Annotated in this window: 17 protein-coding genes and 1 other RNA gene; 3 read left to right on the top strand and 15 right to left on the bottom strand. The window is 71.1% G+C overall.

Translation table 11 applies throughout. The features are described from left to right. Positions 1 to 7 precede the first annotated feature (7 nt). The 8 genes from VE614_RS33110 to VE614_RS33075 all read right to left on the bottom strand — a co-directional run bounded on the left by VE614_RS33110 (position 8) and on the right by VE614_RS33075 (position 9,910). Positions 8 to 1,735 carry an RNase A-like domain-containing protein gene (locus tag VE614_RS33110; RefSeq protein WP_324945915.1) on the bottom strand — a complete coding sequence of 576 codons (1,728 nt, stop codon included), beginning with the start codon at positions 1,733 to 1,735 and terminating at the stop codon, positions 8 to 10. Next, a complete protein-coding gene (locus tag VE614_RS33105) occupies positions 1,735 to 2,049 on the bottom strand; it encodes a WXG100 family type VII secretion target (protein ID WP_324945912.1) in 315 nt (104 codons plus the stop codon). The genes VE614_RS33110 and VE614_RS33105 overlap by 1 nt, the downstream gene beginning before the upstream one ends. A gap of 59 nt (positions 2,050 to 2,108) precedes the next feature. After that, complete coding sequence (locus tag VE614_RS33100; RefSeq protein WP_414719684.1) at positions 2,109 to 2,543, bottom strand: WXG100 family type VII secretion target; 435 nt, start codon at positions 2,541 to 2,543, stop codon at positions 2,109 to 2,111. Positions 2,544 to 2,748: 205 nt separating this feature from the next. Then, positions 2,749 to 3,579 carry an ammonia-dependent NAD(+) synthetase gene (gene nadE, locus VE614_RS33095; protein WP_324945909.1) on the bottom strand — a complete coding sequence of 277 codons (831 nt, stop codon included), beginning with the start codon at positions 3,577 to 3,579 and terminating at the stop codon, positions 2,749 to 2,751. Positions 3,580 to 3,887: 308 nt separating this feature from the next. Continuing rightward, positions 3,888 to 5,174, bottom strand: a complete 1,287-nt coding sequence (locus VE614_RS33090) for an acyltransferase (protein ID WP_324945905.1) — start codon at positions 5,172 to 5,174, stop codon at positions 3,888 to 3,890. Next, entirely contained in the window at positions 5,171 to 7,366 is a 2,196-nt protein-coding gene (locus tag VE614_RS33085) for a glycosyltransferase (RefSeq protein WP_324945902.1), read from the bottom strand. Before VE614_RS33085 ends, VE614_RS33090 begins: the two co-directional genes overlap by 4 nt. Beyond that, positions 7,366 to 8,154 carry a hypothetical protein gene (locus VE614_RS33080; RefSeq protein WP_324945899.1) on the bottom strand — a complete coding sequence of 263 codons (789 nt, stop codon included), beginning with the start codon at positions 8,152 to 8,154 and terminating at the stop codon, positions 7,366 to 7,368. Before VE614_RS33080 ends, VE614_RS33085 begins: the two co-directional genes overlap by 1 nt. Before the next feature lie 733 nt (positions 8,155 to 8,887). Further along, positions 8,888 to 9,910, bottom strand: coding sequence for a LysR family transcriptional regulator (locus VE614_RS33075; RefSeq protein ID WP_324945897.1), 1,023 nt, complete (start codon positions 9,908 to 9,910; stop codon positions 8,888 to 8,890). Between the two features lie 83 nt (positions 9,911 to 9,993). On the opposite strand from VE614_RS33075, the gene VE614_RS33070 reads away from it, so the two are divergent. Both VE614_RS33070 and VE614_RS33065 read left to right on the top strand, forming a co-directional pair. Next, positions 9,994 to 11,187, top strand: coding sequence for an MFS transporter (locus VE614_RS33070; protein WP_324945894.1), 1,194 nt, complete (start codon positions 9,994 to 9,996; stop codon positions 11,185 to 11,187). A 133-nt stretch (positions 11,188 to 11,320) separates the two neighbouring features. Beyond that, complete coding sequence (locus VE614_RS33065; RefSeq protein WP_324945891.1) at positions 11,321 to 12,334, top strand: LacI family DNA-binding transcriptional regulator; 1,014 nt, start codon at positions 11,321 to 11,323, stop codon at positions 12,332 to 12,334. Positions 12,335 to 12,451: 117 nt separating this feature from the next. On the opposite strand, the gene ssrA is transcribed toward VE614_RS33065, so the two are convergent. The 5 genes from ssrA to ftsE form a co-directional block, all read right to left on the bottom strand. Beyond that, positions 12,452 to 12,851, bottom strand: a transfer-messenger RNA (tmRNA) gene (gene ssrA, locus VE614_RS33060). A 116-nt stretch (positions 12,852 to 12,967) separates the two neighbouring features. Then, positions 12,968 to 13,447 (bottom strand): SsrA-binding protein SmpB, encoded by a 480-nt coding sequence (gene smpB, locus VE614_RS33055; RefSeq protein ID WP_324945887.1) that lies wholly within the window; start codon positions 13,445 to 13,447, stop codon positions 12,968 to 12,970. 84 nt (positions 13,448 to 13,531) lie between these two features. Further along, positions 13,532 to 14,692 (bottom strand): S41 family peptidase, encoded by a 1,161-nt coding sequence (locus VE614_RS33050; RefSeq protein ID WP_324945883.1) that lies wholly within the window; start codon positions 14,690 to 14,692, stop codon positions 13,532 to 13,534. A 68-nt stretch (positions 14,693 to 14,760) separates the two neighbouring features. After that, a complete protein-coding gene (gene ftsX / locus VE614_RS33045; RefSeq protein WP_086171127.1) occupies positions 14,761 to 15,678 on the bottom strand; it encodes a permease-like cell division protein FtsX in 918 nt (305 codons plus the stop codon). A 32-nt stretch (positions 15,679 to 15,710) separates the two neighbouring features. Then, a complete protein-coding gene (ftsE, locus tag VE614_RS33040) occupies positions 15,711 to 16,400 on the bottom strand; it encodes a cell division ATP-binding protein FtsE (protein WP_086171128.1) in 690 nt (229 codons plus the stop codon). A 304-nt stretch (positions 16,401 to 16,704) separates the two neighbouring features. Here ftsE and VE614_RS33035 point away from each other — a divergent pair, with 304 nt between their 5' ends. Beyond that, entirely contained in the window at positions 16,705 to 16,896 is a 192-nt protein-coding gene (locus VE614_RS33035; protein WP_324945879.1) for a hypothetical protein, read from the top strand. An 85-nt stretch (positions 16,897 to 16,981) separates the two neighbouring features. Here VE614_RS33035 and VE614_RS33030 read toward each other — a convergent pair whose 3' ends face one another. Then, on the bottom strand, positions 16,982 to 17,635 hold the full coding sequence (locus VE614_RS33030) for an LPXTG cell wall anchor domain-containing protein (RefSeq protein ID WP_324945876.1): 654 nt from the start codon (positions 17,633 to 17,635) through the stop codon (positions 16,982 to 16,984). A gap of 281 nt (positions 17,636 to 17,916) precedes the next feature. Further along, positions 17,917 to 19,035, bottom strand: coding sequence for a peptide chain release factor 2 (gene prfB / locus VE614_RS33025; RefSeq protein ID WP_324945873.1), 1,119 nt, complete (start codon positions 19,033 to 19,035; stop codon positions 17,917 to 17,919). Positions 19,036 to 19,150: the final 115 nt, after the last annotated feature.

The following is a 19,150-nucleotide window of genomic DNA, read 5'->3' as shown; positions in this document are numbered from 1 at the left end:
CGGTGCGCTAAGGACTGACAGGGTACGACGTGATCACGACGAAGGGCGGGTCGATGCCCTCCTTGTACTTCAGCGCGACCTGAACCGAATGCACATCGCTCGCCGAGGCGTTCATCCCTTGCGAGGCATAGGCGCCGCGGTCCACGGTACGTCCGGTCACCTCATTCACGCTGAGTGTGAGAGGCGGGCTGATGCTGGAGTTGTCGGGATTCCAGGTTGGATTGTTCGCCTTGCGCCGCTCCACCCGCTCGATCCATTTCTCGACGCGATCGGCGTTGCCGATGTCGTCGAGTGCGAGCTGCGTCAGGCGCTGGGCGGAGTTCAGATCCTTGTAGGAGGAGGCGGAGGGGGCGTTGCCCTGGTCCCGCAGTCGCTGCTTCAGCTGGTCGTCGGTGAGCCCGATGTGCTTGTCGACACCGTGGCTGCCGTGGATGCCCTCCTGGCTGGCCAGGTCCAGCGGGTAGAAGTGGTCCTTGGGGTCCTCGCCCGGTACCAGGTACTGGTGCTCGGTCTTGAAATCGTTGAGCGCCCGGGCTCCGAAGGCCTGCGCGCGGGCCTCCTCCGCGTGGAAGGACGGGGCGCTGCGGTAGGCCTCGTCCAGTGGCCCGATCAGCGCGTCGAGCCGCGGCACCAGCGCGTTCACCCGCCGGTTGTACTCGTTGACGATCGCGTTGAGCTTGGCCGTGTCGATGTTGAGGACGATGCCCGCGCCGAGCTGGCTCGCCCCCTTCGCGACCCCCTTCACCACGCCCTTGACGAGCCCCTTGAGGTCGTCCATGCCGACGCCGTCCTTGAGGTTGACCTCGACCTTGGGGATGGCGTCCTTGATCGCCTCCACGTAGACGTCCCACACCTCGCCGTTGACGTAGACGGCCGCCTCGGCGAACTCGTACAGCAGGTCGCTGACCTTCTGAGCGGTGTCGAAGAGCACGGTCATCACCGGGTGCGAGGCGGTCCTCGATGACGCGGAGTCGTGCTTCCACTCGTAACCCTCGCGACTGGTGCCCCAGGCGGTGGTCCCCCACAGCGAGCTGCAGAACTGCCGCATGGCGTCGTGCCACTCGCTGTTGCTCTGCTGGGTGATGCTGCTGACGTTGCCGGTCAGGGCGGACTCGGACATCGAAAGCGTGGTGGTCATCGCCATCCACGCCTTGGACAGCGAGTTGAGGTAGTGCTGCTGCGGGTAGGGGTAGACCTCCGCGACCTTCCCCATCCGGAAGGCGTGCTTCACGATCGGGCGCAGGACCTCTCTGACCGGCTCGGGCACCCACTCCAGCACGGACCGGAGGAAGTCGTCGCCGCCGTCGTCGTCACCCCATTTGAGGTTGGGGACCGGGCCGTAGACCGGCGCCTTGTCGATGACCTGCGGGGGTGCCTGGGTGACCGCCCTGGTCGCGCCCGAGGGGTCGTTGGCGGCTTCCGCCTTCGCGTAGTTGTTGGCTGTGGTGGTGAAGCCGACCGCCGCGCCGCCGATACTCGCGACGCTCTTGGCCCACACTTCGAGGAAGCGGTTGCCGACCTTGACGTACGAGGTCGCGAACGCCTGCGGCGCGGTTCCGTAGCCACCCGCGTCCGGATACTTGTTCAGTTCCTCGAGCAGGGTCTTGGCACCCTTGTCCATGGGTGTCTGCTGAGCGGCGACCCCACTCGACACCCGGAACAGATCGGACGGTTTGACGTCGATCGTGCCGTTCTGCCCGCCCGGGCCGGGCGCCGCCGGCTGCGGGCCCGCCATCAGCGCGCTCCCCAGCCCCGCAGCACGGCCTGGTGCGCAGCGGCGTAGTTGACGTGGCTGGTGGTGGCGCACTCGTGCAGCCATTTCTGCGCGGCCTGCAGGTCCTGCGCCGAGCGGTCCCACTCGTCGAGTTTGTCGACGAAGACCTCACGGGCTTCGCCCTTCCAGGAGAGCACGACCGGAACGACGCGGTCGTAGAGGTCGTCGAGCCGCTCATTGAGCTGTTTGAGGATGTCCTCGAGGTCTCCGGCGAGTTCGGCGAGTGTGCCGAGGGAGACGGTTATGTGGTCGTCGCCGTTGCTGCCCGTAGCCATGCTGGCCCCCGTTCATACGCTTTCGCGCGTTTCATGCTCATTCGGACGACGTGGAGAGGTCAGAAGGAGTCGAAGCTGCTGCGCGGCTGCCCCGACGTGCCCGCGGGCCCCGTCTCCGCGTTCGGCGTCGACAGCTTGTCGACCTCGCTGTCGATGTCCACCTCGATCCTCCGCATCTGCCGCATGACGTCCAGCTCTCGCTGCGTGAACCCGTCCCGGCTCATGCGCACGGCCTTCTCAAGATGGCGCATGACGTCGCGGATCCGCACGGCGTCCTCGGCGGCGGCCCGGTGGAACCCGCGGTACGCCGTCCCGGCCGGACCGCGCCAACCCGCCTCGATCCGGTCGACGATCGCGTCCATGCGCCTGAACTGCTTGTCCAGGTGGTCCTGCATGTCATCGAGATCGTTCGCGAGCTTGGTGAGGTCCTCGTCGGACGCCTTGAGATCGGCCCCACCGGCCTCCCCCGCCCCGGCTCTGTCACGTATGCCCACGCGCTGTCACCCCAGCCCCCGTCGCTTCGGCATCGCGCGCACGTACCCCATACGCGCGTACGGAGATCATATTGCGCCCAGTGGGACAGCCGCGGCTGCCACGCGGGCGACTCCAGGAAGTCGGGCCTGCCCCGCCTCCTCGCGGCCGGTCGGTACGACGACTACGGCCGCGGCGGCGAGGAAGGCCGGTTCGGGCGCATGCCGCTCAGGGAGCGATCGGCAGCTGCCGCTTGTGCTCGGTGAGCCGGTAGCGGCGGACGATCGCCTCGAAGGCGGACTCGGCGACCGGCTTGCCCTCCAGGAAGTCGTCGATGTCGTCGTACGTCACCCCGAGCGCGTCCTCGTCGGGCTTGCCCGGGTCGAGGGTCTCCAGATCGGCGGTCGGCGTCTTCCACACCAGCGAGTCCGGCGCCCCCAGCTCGGCGGCGACGGCCCGCACCCGCCGCTTGGTGAGCCCGGTCAGCGGCACGACGTCGGCGGCCCCGTCCCCGAACTTGGTGAAGAACCCGGAGACGGCCTCGGCGGCGTGATCGGTCCCGACGACGAGCCCGTCGTGTGCCCCCGCCACCGCGTACTGCGCGACCATCCGCTGCCGCGCCTTGATGTTCCCGTGCACGAAGTCCTGGTGATGCGCGTCGCGGAACACGGTCCCGCCGGCGATCACGGCCTCCAGGGCGGCGTCACTGGCGGGCTTCACATCGGCGGTGAGCACCTGGTCGGGCCTGATGAACTCCAGCGCCCGCTGCGCGTCCGCCTCGTCCGCCTGCACCCCGTACGGCAGCCGCATCGCGAAGAACGTCGCCTCGCCCCCGCCCTCCCGCACCCGCTCCACCGCGAGCTGGCACAGCCGCCCGGCGGTCGAGGAGTCCACGCCCCCACTGATGCCGAGCACGAGCGCCCGCAGCCCCGTGGACGTCAGCCGCTCGGCGAGGAACGCCACCCGCCGCTCGATCTCCTCCCGCGCGTCGAAGGACTCGCTCACCTCCAGTTCACGGGCGATCTCCTGCTGGAGGGCTATGGGCGCCGGGTCGGTCATGCGTGCTCCTCGATCGAGCCTGCGGCCGGGGCCACAGGGGCTGTGGGGACGCACAGAACTCTAGAACCCACCCCACCGGCCCGTCGGCCCGCACCCGCCGTTCCTACGGCCGGCTGTCCCCGTAGCGCTCCGGAGAGACGTGCGCGCTCGGCGCGCCGTAGACCGCGTCCTCATCGGCACGCCGACCCGTCGGCGCCGGACTCGACGGGCTCAGCACGGAGGTCCGGTCCCCGGCGAGGACGGCGTATCTTCTGGCCCGCCCCCTCGTTTTCGCCCGCCCCCTCGTTTTCGCCCGCCCCTCGGAGGAGTCAGCCGCGCCGCCGCCTGCCTCCCGCCCCCGCTGCTCCGGCGGGCCGGGTGCCGTTCGGCCACAGGCGGGGCTTGCGCTTGGCCGCCACGTCCTCGATCCAGCCGACCGCCGCGATCATCAGGCCGATGAGAGGCCAGACGAGGAAGAACATCCAGATGAGGTAGGTCGCGTCGAGGGCGGCGACCGCCTGGTCGTTCTGCATGAAGGGCAGTTCGTAGAGCGGGTCGAGGAGGGGGACGGTGGCCATGATGAGCATGTTGTGCCACAGGTAGATCGTGACCGCGCGGTTGTTGGACAGGGTGATCCACTTGTCCCAGCGGGCCAGGCGGCCTGGCAGGGTCTCCCAGGACGGCGAGTACTGGAGGAGGATCACGACGAAGCCGAAGGACCAGGTCGCCTGGGCCAGCGGGATGTCGTTCAGGTCCCAGCCGTCGGGGCCGAGGTGGCCCGAGGCCCACCACAGGCCGAAGGCCATCAGCAGGGCGGAGCAGGACACGGCCACATAGCGGGGGATCTGCTTGAGCAGGCCCTCCTGATGGGCGAAGCCCAGCACCCAGCAGCCGCCGTAGACCGCGAAGTCGGTGACCGCGTTGCCCGTCTCGCCGGGGATCTTCACCAGGCCGGTGCCGACGATCGCCGTCAGGCCGAGCGGGGCGAGGAGCGTGGGCCACGGAGCCTTGCGGAACGCCCAGAGCAGCAGCGGGGACGCCACCACGAACCACAGGTAGGCGCGCAGGTACCACAGCGGGCCGGCCGCCTGCACGGCCCAGGTGTCCTCGAGCAGGCCCGACTTGGAGCCGATGTGCCAGGGGAACGGCGGGGCGCCGATCGGGACGATGTAGTTGATCACCTCGACCACGCCCCAGGTGGGGCCGTCGGAGGACTCCTCGGCCGGGTTCCAGCCGCCCGCGAAGAGCAGCACCAGCACGACCGCGCTGAACGCCCACAGAGGCGGGAGCAGGCGCCGGACGCGGCCGCGGATCACGCTCAGCGCGGGGCGGTTCAGCGAGCGGGCCATCAGCGAGCCCGCCAGCGCGAACATGACGCCCATCGACGGGAACAGCACGGTCAGCCATGCCCAGCCGAAGAGGTGGTAGACGACGACGCGGACCAGGGCGATGGAGCGCAGCAGGTCCAGGTAGCGGTCGCGGGCCGGGCCCTTCTCCCGGCGCTCCCCCGTGGGGGCGGACGGTGGCTGCGGGGCCGGGTCCGTCGTGCGCTGCTGCGGAATGCCGTACGGCTGTTCCTGCCGTCCGGTGTCCGCCGGATATCCCTGACTGCTCATCCCACCGGCTTCCGGTCGTCGTTCCTGATCCCCTGTCGGGTCGGCACCGGTCCGCCCGGCGCCTCCACCACCCCGGTCCGCCGCAGCTTCTGCCATCGCAGCCGTCCGCCCGTCAGCGCGGTGATCCAGGACTGGAGCAGGACGACGTACATCAGCTGGCGGTAGAGGATCTGCTGGAGGGGCAGCGATATCAGGTGGGTCATGCGTTCGTGGTCCAGCCGGAAGGCGTACGCGGCGCAGAACGCCTGGATGGCGAGGACGCCCAGCCAGGCCGCGATGGTCTTCCCGGTGGGGCCGAAGACGAGGCCGTAGAGGAGGAAGACGTCGATCAAAGGGGCCAGGAGCGGGGCGAGGACCATGAAGAGGGAGACCAGGGGCAGGCCCACCCGGCCGAAGCGGCCGGAGGGGCCGCGCTCCACGAGGGCCCGGCGGTGCTTCCAGATCGCCTGCATGGTGCCGTACGACCAGCGGTAGCGCTGGGACCACAGCTGCTGGACGGTCTCGGGGGCCTCGGTCCAGGCGCGGGCGTTCTCCGCGTACACGACCTTCCAGCCGTCGCGGTGCAGGGCCATGGTGACGTCCGTGTCCTCGGCGAGGGTGTCGTCGCTCATGCCGCCGATCCGCTCCAGCGCCGAGCGGCGGAAGGCGCCGACCGCTCCGGGGATCGTCGGCATACAGCGCAGCACGTCGTACATCCGGCGGTCGAGGTTGAAGCCCATCACGTACTCGATGTGCTGCCAGGCGCCGATGAGCGTGTCGCGGTTGCCGACCTTGGCGTTGCCCGCGACGGCGCCGACGCGCGGGTCGCCGAAGGGCTGGACGAGTTCGCGGACCGTGGCCGGTTCGAAGACGGTGTCGCCGTCCATCATGACGACGATGTCGTAACGGGCGTTCGCCAGGCCGCGGTTGAGGGCGGCGGGCTTGCCCGCGTTGAGCTGGCGGACGACCCGGACGTTCGGCAGGCCCATGGCCTCCACGATGCGGGCCGTGCCGTCCGAGGAGCCGTCGTCGATGACCAGCACCTCGATGGGGTGCTCGCTCGCCATCAGCGACCGCACGGTGTTCTCGATGCACTTGGCCTCGTTGTACGCCGGGACCAGCACCGACACCGGTTCGGTGACCGGCGGCCCCCAGCGGAAGCCGCGGCGGCGGACCCGGCGGGCGTGCCAGCCGGAGAGCAGCAGCATCAGCACGAAGCGGCCGATGACCAGGCTGCCGATGATCGCGAGGCCGACGACCAGGCCGTCGGTGATGTTCTCCGAGGCCTGGACCAGGAAGATCCACGCCTTGCCCTTCCACAGGTCGAGGCCGGTGACCCGGGTGTGCGCGCTGGGCGCGTCGAGGGCCTCGGTGAGGTTCTGGAAGGCGTAGCCCTGTGCCTTGAGGTCGGGCAGGAACCGGTCCAGCGCCTGCACGGTCTGGTGGCGGTCGCCGCCGGAGTCGTGCATCAGGACGATGGCGCCCTTGCCGCCCTTCGGGGTGGCGCGGCGGATGATCTCGTCGACGCCGGGCTTGCGCCAGTCCTCGCTGTCGGTGTTGTTGACGACGGTGATGTATCCGCGGCTGCCGATGTACTCGGTGACCGGCCAGGACTCGTTGTCCATGGCGGCGGAGAAGGAGGAGTACGGCGGGCGGAACAGGGAGGTGCGGATGCCGGCCGCGCCGGATATCGCCAGCTGGTTCTGGGACAGCTCCCAGTCGATGCGCTGCTTCGACTGGTAGGAGAGGTCGGGGTGGTTGAAGGTGTGCAGGCCGATCTCGTGGCCCTCGTCCACCATGCGCTGGACCAGGTCCGGGTAGCGGGAGGCCATGGTGCCGGTAACGAAGAAGACGGCGTGCGCGTCGTGCTCCTTCAGCACGTCCAGGACCTTCGGGGTCCACACCGGGTCGGGGCCGTCGTCGAAGGTGAGGACCAGCCGGTGGTCCGGCATGGACAGCGTGGTGGCGCGGCCGCTGCGGGCGTCGATGACCGGGCCGCCCTTGAGGACGTTCTCCGGGACCCGGTCGGAGGCGGCCGGGGGGCGGACGCGGTGGTCGGCGAGGATCTCGCTGTGCACATAGCCGCGCAGCATCAGCATCGCCATCAGGGCGACGAGGACGAGCGCGGGCAGCAGGAAGCGCAGGGGCAGGCGGCGTTGCCGGGAGCCGTCACGGGCTCCGGTCGCCGCCCCACGGCGGGGGCGGGGTGCCATCAGAGGACGTGCTCCGGGGACGAGGCGTGGGCGGAGAGCGGGGAGACGACGGACGTGCGGTCGGAGCGCCGGTCCGTGCCGCGGCCGGTGTCCGGGTTGTCGCCGCCGGTGGCCGGGGAGGGGGCGGCGGACGGGCTGTCGTCGGTGGGGGTGGGGTCCGGCGCCGGGCCGGCGGGCGGCTGCGACGGGGCGGGGGCCCCGCTTCCGGTCGTGCCGGGACCGGGGCCGGTGGTGGCCACGGTGGCCGTCGGGGCCGGAACCTGTACGGCGGTGCCGGGCGCGCCGGGTCCGGTGGAGGCATCCGGTACGGCGTCGTCGGCGCCCGGCGCGGGGGCCGTGCCCGTACTCCCGTCGGGGGTCTCGCCGGAGACGGGAGCGGAGGGGTCCGCGGCCTCGGCGTCCAGCGGGGGGCTGTCGACCTGGCTGGCCGGCCGGTCGCCGTTCTGCTCCGGCACGGGCAGCGCCGGCGCCTCGGAGTCGCCGGAGAGGAGGGTGGCGACGGTGACGACCGCGAAGGCGGCACACACGAGTCCGACGGCCATGCCGAGGCGGCGGAAACGGCGGACGCGGCGGCCGGTCTCGTCGACGAACACCGGGCCGTCGGAGCCGTCCGCGGCACCGGCCGGACGCCCGGCCGCGGCCTGGCGGATCAGGCCGTCGCCGAGCTGGACGGCGTCGAGCTGGATGGTGACTTCGTGGGGGTCGTGGGTGGCGGCGCCGGCTCCCGACCCGGGAGCCGTACCGGTGCCCGCGCGAGGGCTCGCCCCGGCGGCCGTGCCGAGATTCATGCCCGCATCCGCCCCGGTAGCGGCATGACGCCCCCGGCCCGCACCCGGGCGGGGCACAGCGCCGGACCCCATGCCGGGGGCCGGGCCCGCGAAGCCGGGCTGCGCCCAGGGGTCGTCGAGTCCGGAGGGACCCGGCTGCCGGGGCAGCCGGACCTTCCGGAACGCCAGGGTGTCGGCCGCCGACGGTATCGCCCGGGTGTCAGCGGCCGGGGGCATCGCCTGAGGCTGTGCCGACCCCGGTATCGGCGGTATCGGCGCGGGTGCCACCCCGGGCTCCCCCGGGGGGCCGGCCACCGGAGGTATGAGCTGCGTCTCAGCCACCGGAGGTATGAGCTGCGTCTCAGCCACCGGAGGTATGAGCAGTGGCTCGGCCACCGGAGGTATGAGCAGTGGCTCGGCCACCGGAGGGATCATCTGAGTCTCCATCACCATCGGTAGCACCTGCGTCTCGGCGGCGTCCGACGGGAGTCGGCTCTCGGGGTCGGCGGACAGGGACCTGGCTTCCGGAAAGGCCTGTGTACCGGTCCTCGGTTCCCCCGCCGGGGACGCGACCTCGGGCCACTCCGGTTGGGCGTCTTCTCGCCACTTGTTCACGCGCGCACTTCCCCCCACGGGACGGGTACGGGTGCGCCTACGACCCTGAGCACCCCGTCGGCCGAACCAGGCCCCCACCCGGCCCGAGCGCCCCGTTTACCACACGGTACTCAGGCCAAGAATGTAGCGCACGCGCGAGTCATGTGTTCGCCACGTGCGCGTTGTGGGCATTCATCAGCGCTTTGTCCATGGCTGGAATCCATCCCTCGGCAGGCCATCGAAGCCACCCCTCCTCGGTGGCCGTTTCCCCCGCGGCCCGCCGCAGCGCGTCCAGTCCGGGATGCACAAGCCCTTTCCGCCACACCAGCGACACGGGTGACAACGGAACGGGGTCGACGAGCGGACGCAGCACGCAGCCGGGCATGGCCGGAAAGCTCACGACGGCGAGCACCGGGCTCCCTGATTTGGCCATGATCCTCTGGAACTCTTCGGCCCCGACGGCCAGCGGAGCGGGCGAGGCGACCTCGATCCCGCGACCCTCGAACAGGCGATGCGCGAGATCGGTCCACTCCGGCGTCCGGGGGTTCCCGGCGCCGGCGTACACCGTCTCCCCCGCCAGTTCGGCCAGCGGCACGGTCTCCCGGGAGGCGAGCCGATGCCCCTCGGGCAGCACGATCGCCATCGGCTCCCACCGCACCGGCTGGTGCGCCAGCTGACTGCGCAGCGCCGGCGCGAGTCCCGCGTACCGCCCGAACGACGCGTCCAGCCGCCCCGCGACCAGCTCCGTCGCGGCACCGGTGAGCCCGCTCTCGTAACGGGCCATCAGCTCCAGTTCGGGGGCGAGTTCACGGGCCCGGTGCAGGACCCGGCGCGGGGTGCCCAGGCCCGGGGAGTTCAGGTCGACCAGCAGGGGCCGGGCCTGCCCGAAGGCGGCGAGCAGTTCGTCCTGCGCCTGGAGCACCCGGCGCGCGTGCGGCAGCAGCCGCTCGCCGTCGCCGGTCAGGGTCACCTGGCGGGTGGTGCGGACGAACAGCTCGGCGCCCAACTCCCGTTCGAGCCGCCGTACGTCCCTGCTCAGCGCCTGCTGGGCGACGTAGAGCCGGGCCGCGGCGCGGGTGAAGTGCAGTTCCTCGGCGACGGTGACGAAGGCGCGCAGCAGCCGGGGTTCTATGAAGGAGGGGGATGAGGGCGAGGGCGAGGGCGAGGACATGGGCGCGGGCATCGGGGGAATTTACAACACGGGTGCGTCAATCGGCGCCGAACCGGTGTTGGACCCCTTGATCACTGCCGGGCGACGGTGGACCCATGCCGTACCGCCACCTCTTCGCCCACCCGGGCGCCAAGGCCTTCACCGCCGGAAACCTCATAGCCCGGCTGCCGATGGGCATGTTCAGCGTGAGCGCGGTCGTGATGATCGCCGGCGCACGCGACTCGTACGCCCTGGCCGGCGCGGTCACCGCGACCGGTCTCGCGGCGACCGCGCTGGTCGCCCCGTGGACCGCCCGGCTCGTGGACCGGTACGGCCAGGCCCGGATCGCCGTGCCCGCCACCCTGGTCGCCGCCCTCGGCAGCCTCGCCCTGATCCTCTGCGTCCGCCACGACACCCCCGGCTGGACCCTGTTCGCCTCGTACGCCGCCACCGCCACCACCCCCAACACCGGCGGCATGTCCCGCGCCCGCTGGGCCCATCTGCTGAAGGGCGACCAGGCCGCGCTGCACACCGCGAACGCCTTCGAGCAGGCCGCCGACGAGCTGTGCTTCATGCTGGGCCCGGTCCTCGCGGCCTTCCTGTGCGGGGCGGTCTTCCCCGAGGCGGGCACCCTCGTCGGCGTGGTGCTGCTGGTGACCGGGGTCCTGCTGTTCGCCGCCCAGCGGGCCACCGAGCCGCCCGTGCGGCCGGGCGCCCGGGGGACGTCACCGATCCGCGCGCCGGGCATCCCGCCGCTGCTCGCGGTCTGCCTCGCCATGGGCACGGTGTTCGGGGCGATGGAGGTCGTCACCCTCGCGTTCGCGGACGCCCACGGGCACCGGACGGCGGCCGGGCTGGTGCTCGGCCTCCAGGCCGCCGGGTCCTGCGCGGCCGGGCTGCTGTACGGCCGGTTCCGGCCGACCGGACCGGCCGAGGCCCGGTACGCCCGGTGCATCGCCGCCATGACCGCGCTGCTCACCCTGCCGCTGCTCGCGGCGGCGCTCACCGGCTCGCTGCTCGTCCTCGGGGGCGCGCTGCTGGTCGCCGGGATGGCGACCGCGCCGACGATGGTGACCGGGATGGCCCTGGTGCAGGAACGCACTCCCGAGGGGCGGCTCAACGAGGGGATGACACTCGCGGTGACCGGTCTGCTCGGCGGGATCGCCTGCGGCAGCGCGCTGGGCGGCTGGACGGCGGAGCAGCTGTCGGCGACGGCCGGGTACGGGGTGCCGGTCGCGGCGGCGGGGGCGGCCCTGCTGCTCACCCTGGCCACGCTCCGCCCCGTCCGGGTCGTCGAACCGCTCCGCTGATCCGGCGGATCCGTCCGGCTCAACCCATTGACGTCCCCCTGCGCCCCACATACCTTCGCCCGTCGAAGCGCTTCGACGAGTCGGCCGTTCTCCCCCGCCTTCCCCTTACCGCCATACTCCCCCTGAGGACCTGATGGCCAAGATCACGGACGTGGCCCGGCACGCGGGCGTCTCCCCCAGCACCGTTTCGTACGTGCTCAGCGGCAAGCGCCCGATCTCCGAGGAGACCCGGCGCCGCGTCCAGGCCTCCATCCGCGCCCTCGGCTACCGCCCGCACGCCGGCGCCCGTGCCCACCCGGCCGGCGGCAGGGCGAACGTACTGGCGCTGGTGACGCCGTTGTGGGCGGGCGTCCACGCCCCGGTGGCGATGCGGTTCGCGGCGTCGGTGCTGACCGCGGCCCGGTCGTACGGCCAGGACGTGCTGGTCCTCACCCGGGACGAGGGCGAGGAGGGCCTGCGCCGGGCAGCGGACACGGCGCCGGTGGACGGGCTGATCGTGATGGACGTACGGCTGGGCGACCCCCGGCTGCCGCTGCTGCGGGACCTGGACCGGCCCTCGGTGCTGATCGGTTTCCCGGCCGACCGGGCCGGGCTCACCTGTGTGGACCTCGACTTCAGGGCGGCGGGCGAGGCGTGTGTGGACCACCTGGCGGGCCTGGGCCATCGGGTGGTGGCCCTGGTGGGCTCGCCGCCGGAGGTCTACGTCCGCCGGACCGCCCACGCCCAGTACGTGCTCCAGGGCTTCACCGCCGCCGCCCACCGGCACGGGCTGGCCTCCGCCGTCCACCCCTGCGAGGCGACCCCGGCGGCGGCGCGCGCGACCGCGGAACGGCTGCTGCGGGAACACCCGGCGCTGACCGGGGTCGTCGTGCACAACGAGGCGGTCCTGGAGCCGTTGACCGAGGCCTTCGAACACCTGGGCCTGCGCGTCCCCGACGACCTCTCCGTCACCGCGATCTGCCCCGCCGACCTGGCGGAGTCCGCCCGCGTACCGCTGACCTCGGTCGCCCTGCCGGCCGCGGAGATCGCCCTGCGCGCGGTGGAACTGCTGATGCGCAAGCTGGCCGGCGAGCCGGTCCCGGCGGCCACACCGCTGGCGCCGGCCCTGACGGTACGGGCGAGCACGGCACGGCGGACGGTCGGGTGAGGTGTCCGGGCAGCGCGGTGGGCGCGCAGGCGCACGACAGCCGAGGCGCATGACAGCCGAGGCGCATGACAAAGGCCCCGGCGCTCGTAAGCGACGGGGCCTGTGCCCACATGGGGTAAGTGGAGATGGCGGGAATCGAACCCGCGTCCAACGGTGCGGAATCAGGGCTTCTCCGTGTGCAGTCCGCTCTGATTTTCTCGGCCCCGGAGATCACGCGGACAAGTCTCCGACGGGCTCAGTCACTGTGTGATTTCCCTCTTCACCCCGTGACCGGGATCGAGGTTTAGTCCCCTAGCTGATGCCAGGAACCGGGTCGGGAACAGCCCCGGGCTGACACTCCCTTAGTAGGAGGCTCGCTCCGCTACCTGAGATCAGGCAGCGAGGGCGAAGGCCTGCTGGGAGGAATCGCGCTTGGTGTTGGCGATTATTTTTTTCGGCCTGTGGTTTACGAGATCATGGCCGCTTCCTCGACACGCTTCCCCTGCTTCGACAGCCGCTGTCGAAACCGATCATCCCCATGTTGATTTTTCAAGACCCGGTTTCCCGGGCCGCGCGCACCGGCTTGGCCGGTACTGGTGCCATCGTACGGGATCAACGCCAGCCGATGCCACCGTATTCCCGTGCGGTCACGGCTCAGGCGCGCTGCTTGCGCCGCACCGCCGAGATCACCCGCTCGGCCTCGCGCCGGTCCTGCTTCTCGCGCAGGGTCTGCCGCTTGTCGTACTCCTTCTTGCCCTTCGCCAGCGCGATCTCGATCTTCGCCCGGCCGTCCTTGAAGTACAGGGACAGGGGCACGATCGTGTGGCCCGTCTCCTGGGACTTGGACTCCAGCTTGTCGATCTCCTCGCGGTGCAGCAGCAGCTTGCGCTTGCGGCGGGCGCTGTGGTTGGTCCAGGTGCCCTGGCTGTACTCCGGCACGTGCACGTTGTAGAGCCACGCCTCGTGGCCGTCCAGCTGCACGAACCCGTCGACCAGCGAGGCGCGCCCCTGACGCAGTGACTTCACCTCGGTACCGGTGAGGACGAGACCGGCCTCGTAGGTGTCGATGATGAGGTAGTCGTGCCGCGCCTTCTTGTTCTGCGCGATCAGCTTGCGTCCTTTTTCCTTAGCCATAGTGCCGACCATTTTCGCACTACGGAGGAGGTGTGCGGGAAGTCATTAAGCGGCGCGGCCGTCCGGCGGGGCGGTCAGTGGCGGTCAGTCCCCCAGACCCTCCAGCACCGTCTCCGCGCGCCGCAGCGCGTCCTCGTCCGCCTCCAGGTCGGGGGTGATGCCCCGCCCGTCCACCCCGCGCCCGGAGGGGGTGCGGTAGTGCCCGACGGTCAGCTCGGCGACCGAGCCGTCGGGCAGCCGGCTCGGCATCTGGACCGAGCCCTTGCCGAAGGTGCGGGAGCCCACGACGACCGCCCGGCCCCGGTCCTTCAGGGCCCCGGTCAGCAGCTCGGCCGCACTCATCGTGCCCCCGTCGACGAGCGCGACCAGGGGTCTGGCGGTGTCGCCGCCGGGCTGGGCGTGCAGCGCGCGCTGCCGGCCGTCGACGTCGTAGGTGGCGACGAGCCCGCCGTCGAGGAAGGCGGCGGCGGTCGTGACGGCCTCGGTGACCAGGCCGCCGGAGTTGCCGCGCAGATCGAGGACGACCCCGGCGCCGTCCGGGGCCCGCCGGACGGCGTCCCGGACGGCGTCGCCGGAGCCCTTGGTGAAGGCGCCGATCTTGATGAGGGTGTCCCCGCCGGGGAGGGTGTGGACGGTCACCGAGTCCGTGGAGAGCCGGGCCCGGCGCAGCGTGAGGCTCCACGCGCGCGTGCCGCGCTCCAGGCCCAGCCGGACCGGCGTTCCGGCGGGCGCGTCGGTGGCGTCACCGCGCAGTAAGGAGACCACTTCGGTGACCGGCCGTCCGTCGACCGGCCGTCCGTCGACGCTGCGCAGGCGGTCGCCCGCGCGGATCCCGGCGTCGGCCGCTGGCGATCCGGCGGCCACCTTGGTCACCTCGATCCGCCCGGCGCGCTCCCGCCGCGCCCACAGCCCGACACCCGTGTAGGCGCCGTCCAGGGCCTCCTCGAACTCCTCGTACTCCCCCGGCGAGTACACGGCGTCCCAGCGGTCCCCGCTGCGACTGACGGCACGCTCGGCGGCCTTCAGCGGCGAGGTGCCCTCGGCCATGGCCCGGGCGGCGGCCGCCGTGACCGCGTCGGGGCGGGCCGCCGAGGGCGTCCGGGACGGGCCGGGCGCGGGGCCCCGCTCGGCGCCGGGCAGCGAGCCCGTGGCGGCACCGGCGACGAGCACGCTCGCGAACACCAGGGTCAGGGCGGTCCCGCGGCGTGCACGAGGGGGCTGACAGAACAGGTCACGACCTGACATGGCGGTGAGTCTAGGACAACGCGAAGGGCCGTACGGTCCGTTGACCGTACGGCCCCTCTTGGCATGCGTCACACCTTCAAGTACTTGCGCAGCGCGAAGAACGCGGCCAACGCGGGCATCAGCAGGCTCGTGGCGAGGATGAGCGGCAGCTTCGTCAGGACGGCGTCCCAGCCGATGAAGTTGATCAGCTCCAGCTGGTCGGCCAGGGCGAGTCCGTGGTCGATGAGGAAGTACCGGGCGGTCACCAGGAACGCGCACGCAACCGCGCCGCCGATCAGTCCGGCGACCGCGGCCTCCATGATGAACGGGGCCTGGATGTAGAAGCCGGAGGCGCCGACCAGGCGCATGATCCCGGTCTCGCGGCGCCGGCTGAACGCGGAGACGCGCACCGTGTTGACGATCAGCATCAGCGCCACGACCAGCATCAGCGCCATCACCGCGCGCGCGGCCCAGTTCATGCCCTCCAGCAGCTTGAACAGGTTGTCCAGGGTTTCCTTCTGGTCCTGCACGGACTGCACGCCGTCCCGGCCGTTGAAGGCGGTCGCGATGACCTGGTACTTCTCCGGGTCCTTCAGCTTGATGCGGTACGACTCCTGCATCTGATCCGGCGTCAGCGAGCTGGCCAGCGGTGAGTCGCCGAACTGCTCCTTGTAGTGCTTGTACGCCTCGTCCTGCGACTCGTACGTCACGGTGTCGACGACCGGCATCTTCTGCAGGTCGGACTTGATCTGCTGCTTCTGCTCCTCGGTCACCGCGCCCGTGGCGCAGGCGGGGTCGGACTCGGCGTCGCTCTTGTTGCAGAGGAAGATCGAGACGTTGACCTTGTCGTACCAGAAGCCCTTCATGGTGTTCACCTGGTCGCTCATCAGCAGCGAACCGCCGAACAGGGCCAGGGACAGGGCGACGGAGACGACGACCGCGAAGGTCATCGTCAGATTGCGGCGGAGACCGACACCGATCTCCGACAGAACGAACTGGGCGCGCATGGCGTCTGGTTAAGCCTTTCCGTCGTGGATCGTCAGTGCTGGTAGCCGTAGACGCCGCGGGCCTGGTCGCGGACGAGGCGGCCCTTCTCCAGCTCGATGACGCGCTTGCGCATCTGGTCCACGATGTTCTGGTCGTGCGTGGCCATCACGACGGTCGTACCGGTGCGGTTGATCCGGTCGAGCAGCTTCATGATGCCGACGGAGGTCTGCGGGTCGAGGTTGCCGGTGGGCTCGTCGGCGATCAGGAGCTTGGGCCGGTTCACGAAGGCCCGCGCGATGGCCACGCGCTGCTGCTCACCACCGGACAGCTCGCCCGGCATCCGGTCCTCCTTGCCGCCGAGCCCGACCAGTTCGAGCACCTGCGGCACGGATTTGCGGATTTCGCCGCGGGACTTGCCGATGACCTCCTGGGCGAAGGCCACGTTCTCGGCGACGGTCTTGTTCGGCAGCAGCCGGAAGTCCTGGAACACCGTGCCCAGCTGGCGGCGCATGTGCGGCACCTTCCAGTTGGAGAGGCGGGCGAGGTCCTTGCCCAGCACGTGCACCTGCCCGTGGCTGGCCCGCTCCTCGCGGAGGACCAGCCGCAGGAAGGTGGACTTTCCGGAGCCGGAGGACCCCACGAGGAACACGAACTCGCCCTTCTCGACCTCCAGGGAGACGTCCCTGAGGGCCGGGCGGGTCTGCTTGGGGTAGACCTTGGAGACATTGTCGAATCGGATCACGGATGCACCACGGGTCGCCGGGGGTAGATGAGCGTGACCATACGCGAACCGGGTAGGTGACCGCAGTCACCGGTCACCGTTGCGCGCGGGTTGTGCGCATTTATACCGAGGGCGAGCGCACTCTGCTCAGGGGCGCGAGGAACTGCGCGATCAGCCCCCACGGCCCGCGGCCCCGCGACCACGGAAGCCGCCCCCTTGGAAGGGGCCCCGCGCACCCTCCGGAGGAACCTGGCACAGTGGAGGGGGAACGTTCTCACCCCCGAGGGCGTTGTTCAACGAGAACCGGCACTAGGAGGGCGAGCACATGACGTACGACCGGCTGGTGTGCGCGAACTGTGCCGCGCCCGTCAGCGAGGGCCGCTGCCCCGTGTGCCGGGCCAACCGTGAGCGGCTCCAGCAGGAGAATCCGCTGGCCGCCCTGAATCCCATGACGCTGATCGCCCTGCTGGCGGTGCTGATCGCGGCGCTGGCGCTGCTGGCACACCAGACGGCGTGACGAGAAGGGCCCGGAGCGTAGCGCTCCGGGCCCTTTCGACTACGGCCGGCTATTCCGGCCGACCGCTACGGCCGGCTCGACTGCCTCAGGCAGCCGCACCGCCACGGCCGCCCACGAGACGCGGCAGCACGCGGAAGCCGATACCGCCGGCGATCATCGTCGCGGCACCGATCAGCAGGAACGTGGTCTCCGCGGCACCGGTCTCGGCCAGCTCGTCGCCACCGCCCTGGGCGGAGGGGTCGGAGGCCGGGACGTCGGCACCGGTGTCGGTCAGGGCCGACGAGCCCGCGTTCTGAGCGGAGTCGCCGGAGCCGCCGTCGGGGTTGGTGTTGTTGCCGCCACCGTTGCCGTTGCCGTTGCCATTGCCGTTCCCGTCGCCCGGGTTACCCGGGTTGCCCGGCTCCTCGGGCTCCTCCGGCTCGGTGGGCTCCTCGGTCGGGTCGGTCGGGGGCTCCTCCGTCGGAGGCTCCACGGTGGGCGGCTCCTGGGTCGGCGGCTCCTGGGTGGGCGGCTCCTGCGTGGGCGGGAGCACGGTGGGAACATCGGTCGGCAGCTCGGTCGGGACAGGCGGGGTCGGCTCCGGGTCGGGAGACGGGGTCTCGCACCCGATCCCCAGGAACCCGCAGTCGCCGTCACCCGGAGCGGCCGAGGCGACACCCGCGGCAGTCAGCGAGGCACCGGCGGCGATCACGGCGCCGGCCGCTATCCGCGCGACACGGATCCGCGTCTTCTTGGTCATGTGGTTGCTACCCCCAGTAGCTGATCGTCAATGAGGCGGCGCTCGGGGCCGTGATCAACGGAGATAGCTGTCTTGGATGAAGCCCCCCGGTTCACATGCGCCCCAGAGATACGCATGCCGCGCTTCACCCTTCCGATTTTTCAAAGCAACGTCAAGGCCGTTGCGCACGGTTATGCCCTATGCGCTGCGGTTTGCCGGGGACGACGCCTGTGAGTGTGATGTGAAACCTGGGCAAAGAACAACCGCCCCTGCGTGAGGGGCGGTTGACTTTGTCGACAAACTTACTTCTCCTGCTGCTTGCGCCAGCGAATTCCGGCTTCCAGGAACCCGTCGATCTCACCGTTGAACACGGCCTCGGGGTTGCCGACCTCGTACTCCGTGCGCAGGTCCTTGACCATCTGGTACGGGTGCAGGACGTAGGAGCGCATCTGGTTGCCCCAGCTCGAGCCGCCGTCGCCCTTGAGCGAGTCGAGCTCGGCCTGCCGCTCCTGACGGGCCCGCTCCAGCAGCTTGGCCTGGAGCACCCGCAGCGCCGCGGCCTTGTTCTGCAGCTGGGACTTCTCGTTCTGGCAGGTCACGACCACGCCGGTGGGGATGTGGGTGAGCCGGACGGCGGAGTCGGTGGTGTTCACGCTCTGCCCGCCCGGGCCGGACGAGCGGTACACGTCGACCCGGATGTCGTTCTCCGGGATCTCGATGTGGTCGGTCTCGGCGACGACCGGCAGCACCTCGACGCCGGCGAAGCTGGTCTGGCGCCGGCCCTGGTTGTCGAACGGGCTGATCCGCACCAGCCGGTGCGTGCCCTGCTCGACGGACAGGGTGCCGTAGGCGTACGGCACGCCGACCTTGAAGGTGGCCGACTTGATCCCCGCCTCCTCGGCGTAGGAGGTGTCGTAGACCTCGGTGGTGTAGCCGTGGCGCTCGGCCCAGCGCAGGTACATCCGCATCAGCATCTCGGCGAAGTCTGCGGCGTCGACCCCGCCGGCCTCGGAGCGGATCGTGACGAGGGCCTCGCGGGAGTCGTAGTCGCCGGAGAGCAGGGTCCGGACCTCCAGCTCGCCCAGCGCCTTGGTGACCGACGCCAGCTCCGCCTCCGCCTCGGCCTGCCCGTCCGCCGTCTCGGCGGCGTCGCTGCTCTCGCCCACCATCTCGACGAGCACCTCGAGATCGTCGATGCGGGAGGTCATCCGCTCCAGCCGCTCCACCTCCGACTGCAGGTGCGAGAGCTTGCTGGTGACCACCTGGGCGCGGTCCGGGTCGTCCCACAGGTCGGGGGCGGACGCCTGCTCGGACAGCTCGGCCACCTGCCTGCGCATCGCGGGCAGGTCGCTCACCTCGAGGATCGAGTCGAGCGTCTGGCGGAGCTGCTGGATCTGGACGGGGAAGTCGACGGCTGCCACGACGCTCCAGCTTACGCGCTGAGCCAGCCGGGCAGATCGCGGTGCCCGGAACGGCGGTCGCGGCGGCGCGCGTGGGCGTCGTGGTGGGCGTGCAGCACGGCGGCCAGGTCGCGGT

Source organism: Streptomyces sp. (assembly GCF_035645055.1).
Taxonomy (GTDB): Bacteria; Actinomycetota; Actinomycetes; order Streptomycetales; family Streptomycetaceae; genus Streptomyces.
Note: the sequence above shows the minus strand (reverse complement) of the source record. Positions and strands in the feature narration are given on the sequence as shown.

Coding starts and splice junctions, on each gene's coding strand:
- VE614_RS33110 (WP_324945915.1), bottom strand. CDS start 1,735: ATGGCGGGCCCGCAGCCGGCGGCGCCCGGCCCGGGCGGGCAGAACGGC.
- VE614_RS33105 (WP_324945912.1), bottom strand. CDS start 2,049: ATGGCTACGGGCAGCAACGGCGACGACCACATAACCGTCTCCCTCGGC.
- nadE (WP_324945909.1), bottom strand. CDS start 3,579: ATGACCGACCCGGCGCCCATAGCCCTCCAGCAGGAGATCGCCCGTGAA.
- VE614_RS33090 (WP_324945905.1), bottom strand. CDS start 5,174: ATGAGCAGTCAGGGATATCCGGCGGACACCGGACGGCAGGAACAGCCG.
- VE614_RS33085 (WP_324945902.1), bottom strand. CDS start 7,366: ATGGCACCCCGCCCCCGCCGTGGGGCGGCGACCGGAGCCCGTGACGGC.
- VE614_RS33080 (WP_324945899.1), bottom strand. CDS start 8,154: ATGAATCTCGGCACGGCCGCCGGGGCGAGCCCTCGCGCGGGCACCGGT.
- VE614_RS33075 (WP_324945897.1), bottom strand. CDS start 9,910: ATGCCCGCGCCCATGTCCTCGCCCTCGCCCTCGCCCTCATCCCCCTCC.
- VE614_RS33070 (WP_324945894.1), top strand. CDS start 9,994: ATGCCGTACCGCCACCTCTTCGCCCACCCGGGCGCCAAGGCCTTCACC.
- VE614_RS33065 (WP_324945891.1), top strand. CDS start 11,321: ATGGCCAAGATCACGGACGTGGCCCGGCACGCGGGCGTCTCCCCCAGC.
- smpB (WP_324945887.1), bottom strand. CDS start 13,447: ATGGCTAAGGAAAAAGGACGCAAGCTGATCGCGCAGAACAAGAAGGCG.
- VE614_RS33050 (WP_324945883.1), bottom strand. CDS start 14,692: ATGTCAGGTCGTGACCTGTTCTGTCAGCCCCCTCGTGCACGCCGCGGG.
- ftsX (WP_086171127.1), bottom strand. CDS start 15,678: ATGCGCGCCCAGTTCGTTCTGTCGGAGATCGGTGTCGGTCTCCGCCGC.
- VE614_RS33035 (WP_324945879.1), top strand. CDS start 16,705: ATGACGTACGACCGGCTGGTGTGCGCGAACTGTGCCGCGCCCGTCAGC.
- VE614_RS33030 (WP_324945876.1), bottom strand. CDS start 17,635: ATGACCAAGAAGACGCGGATCCGTGTCGCGCGGATAGCGGCCGGCGCC.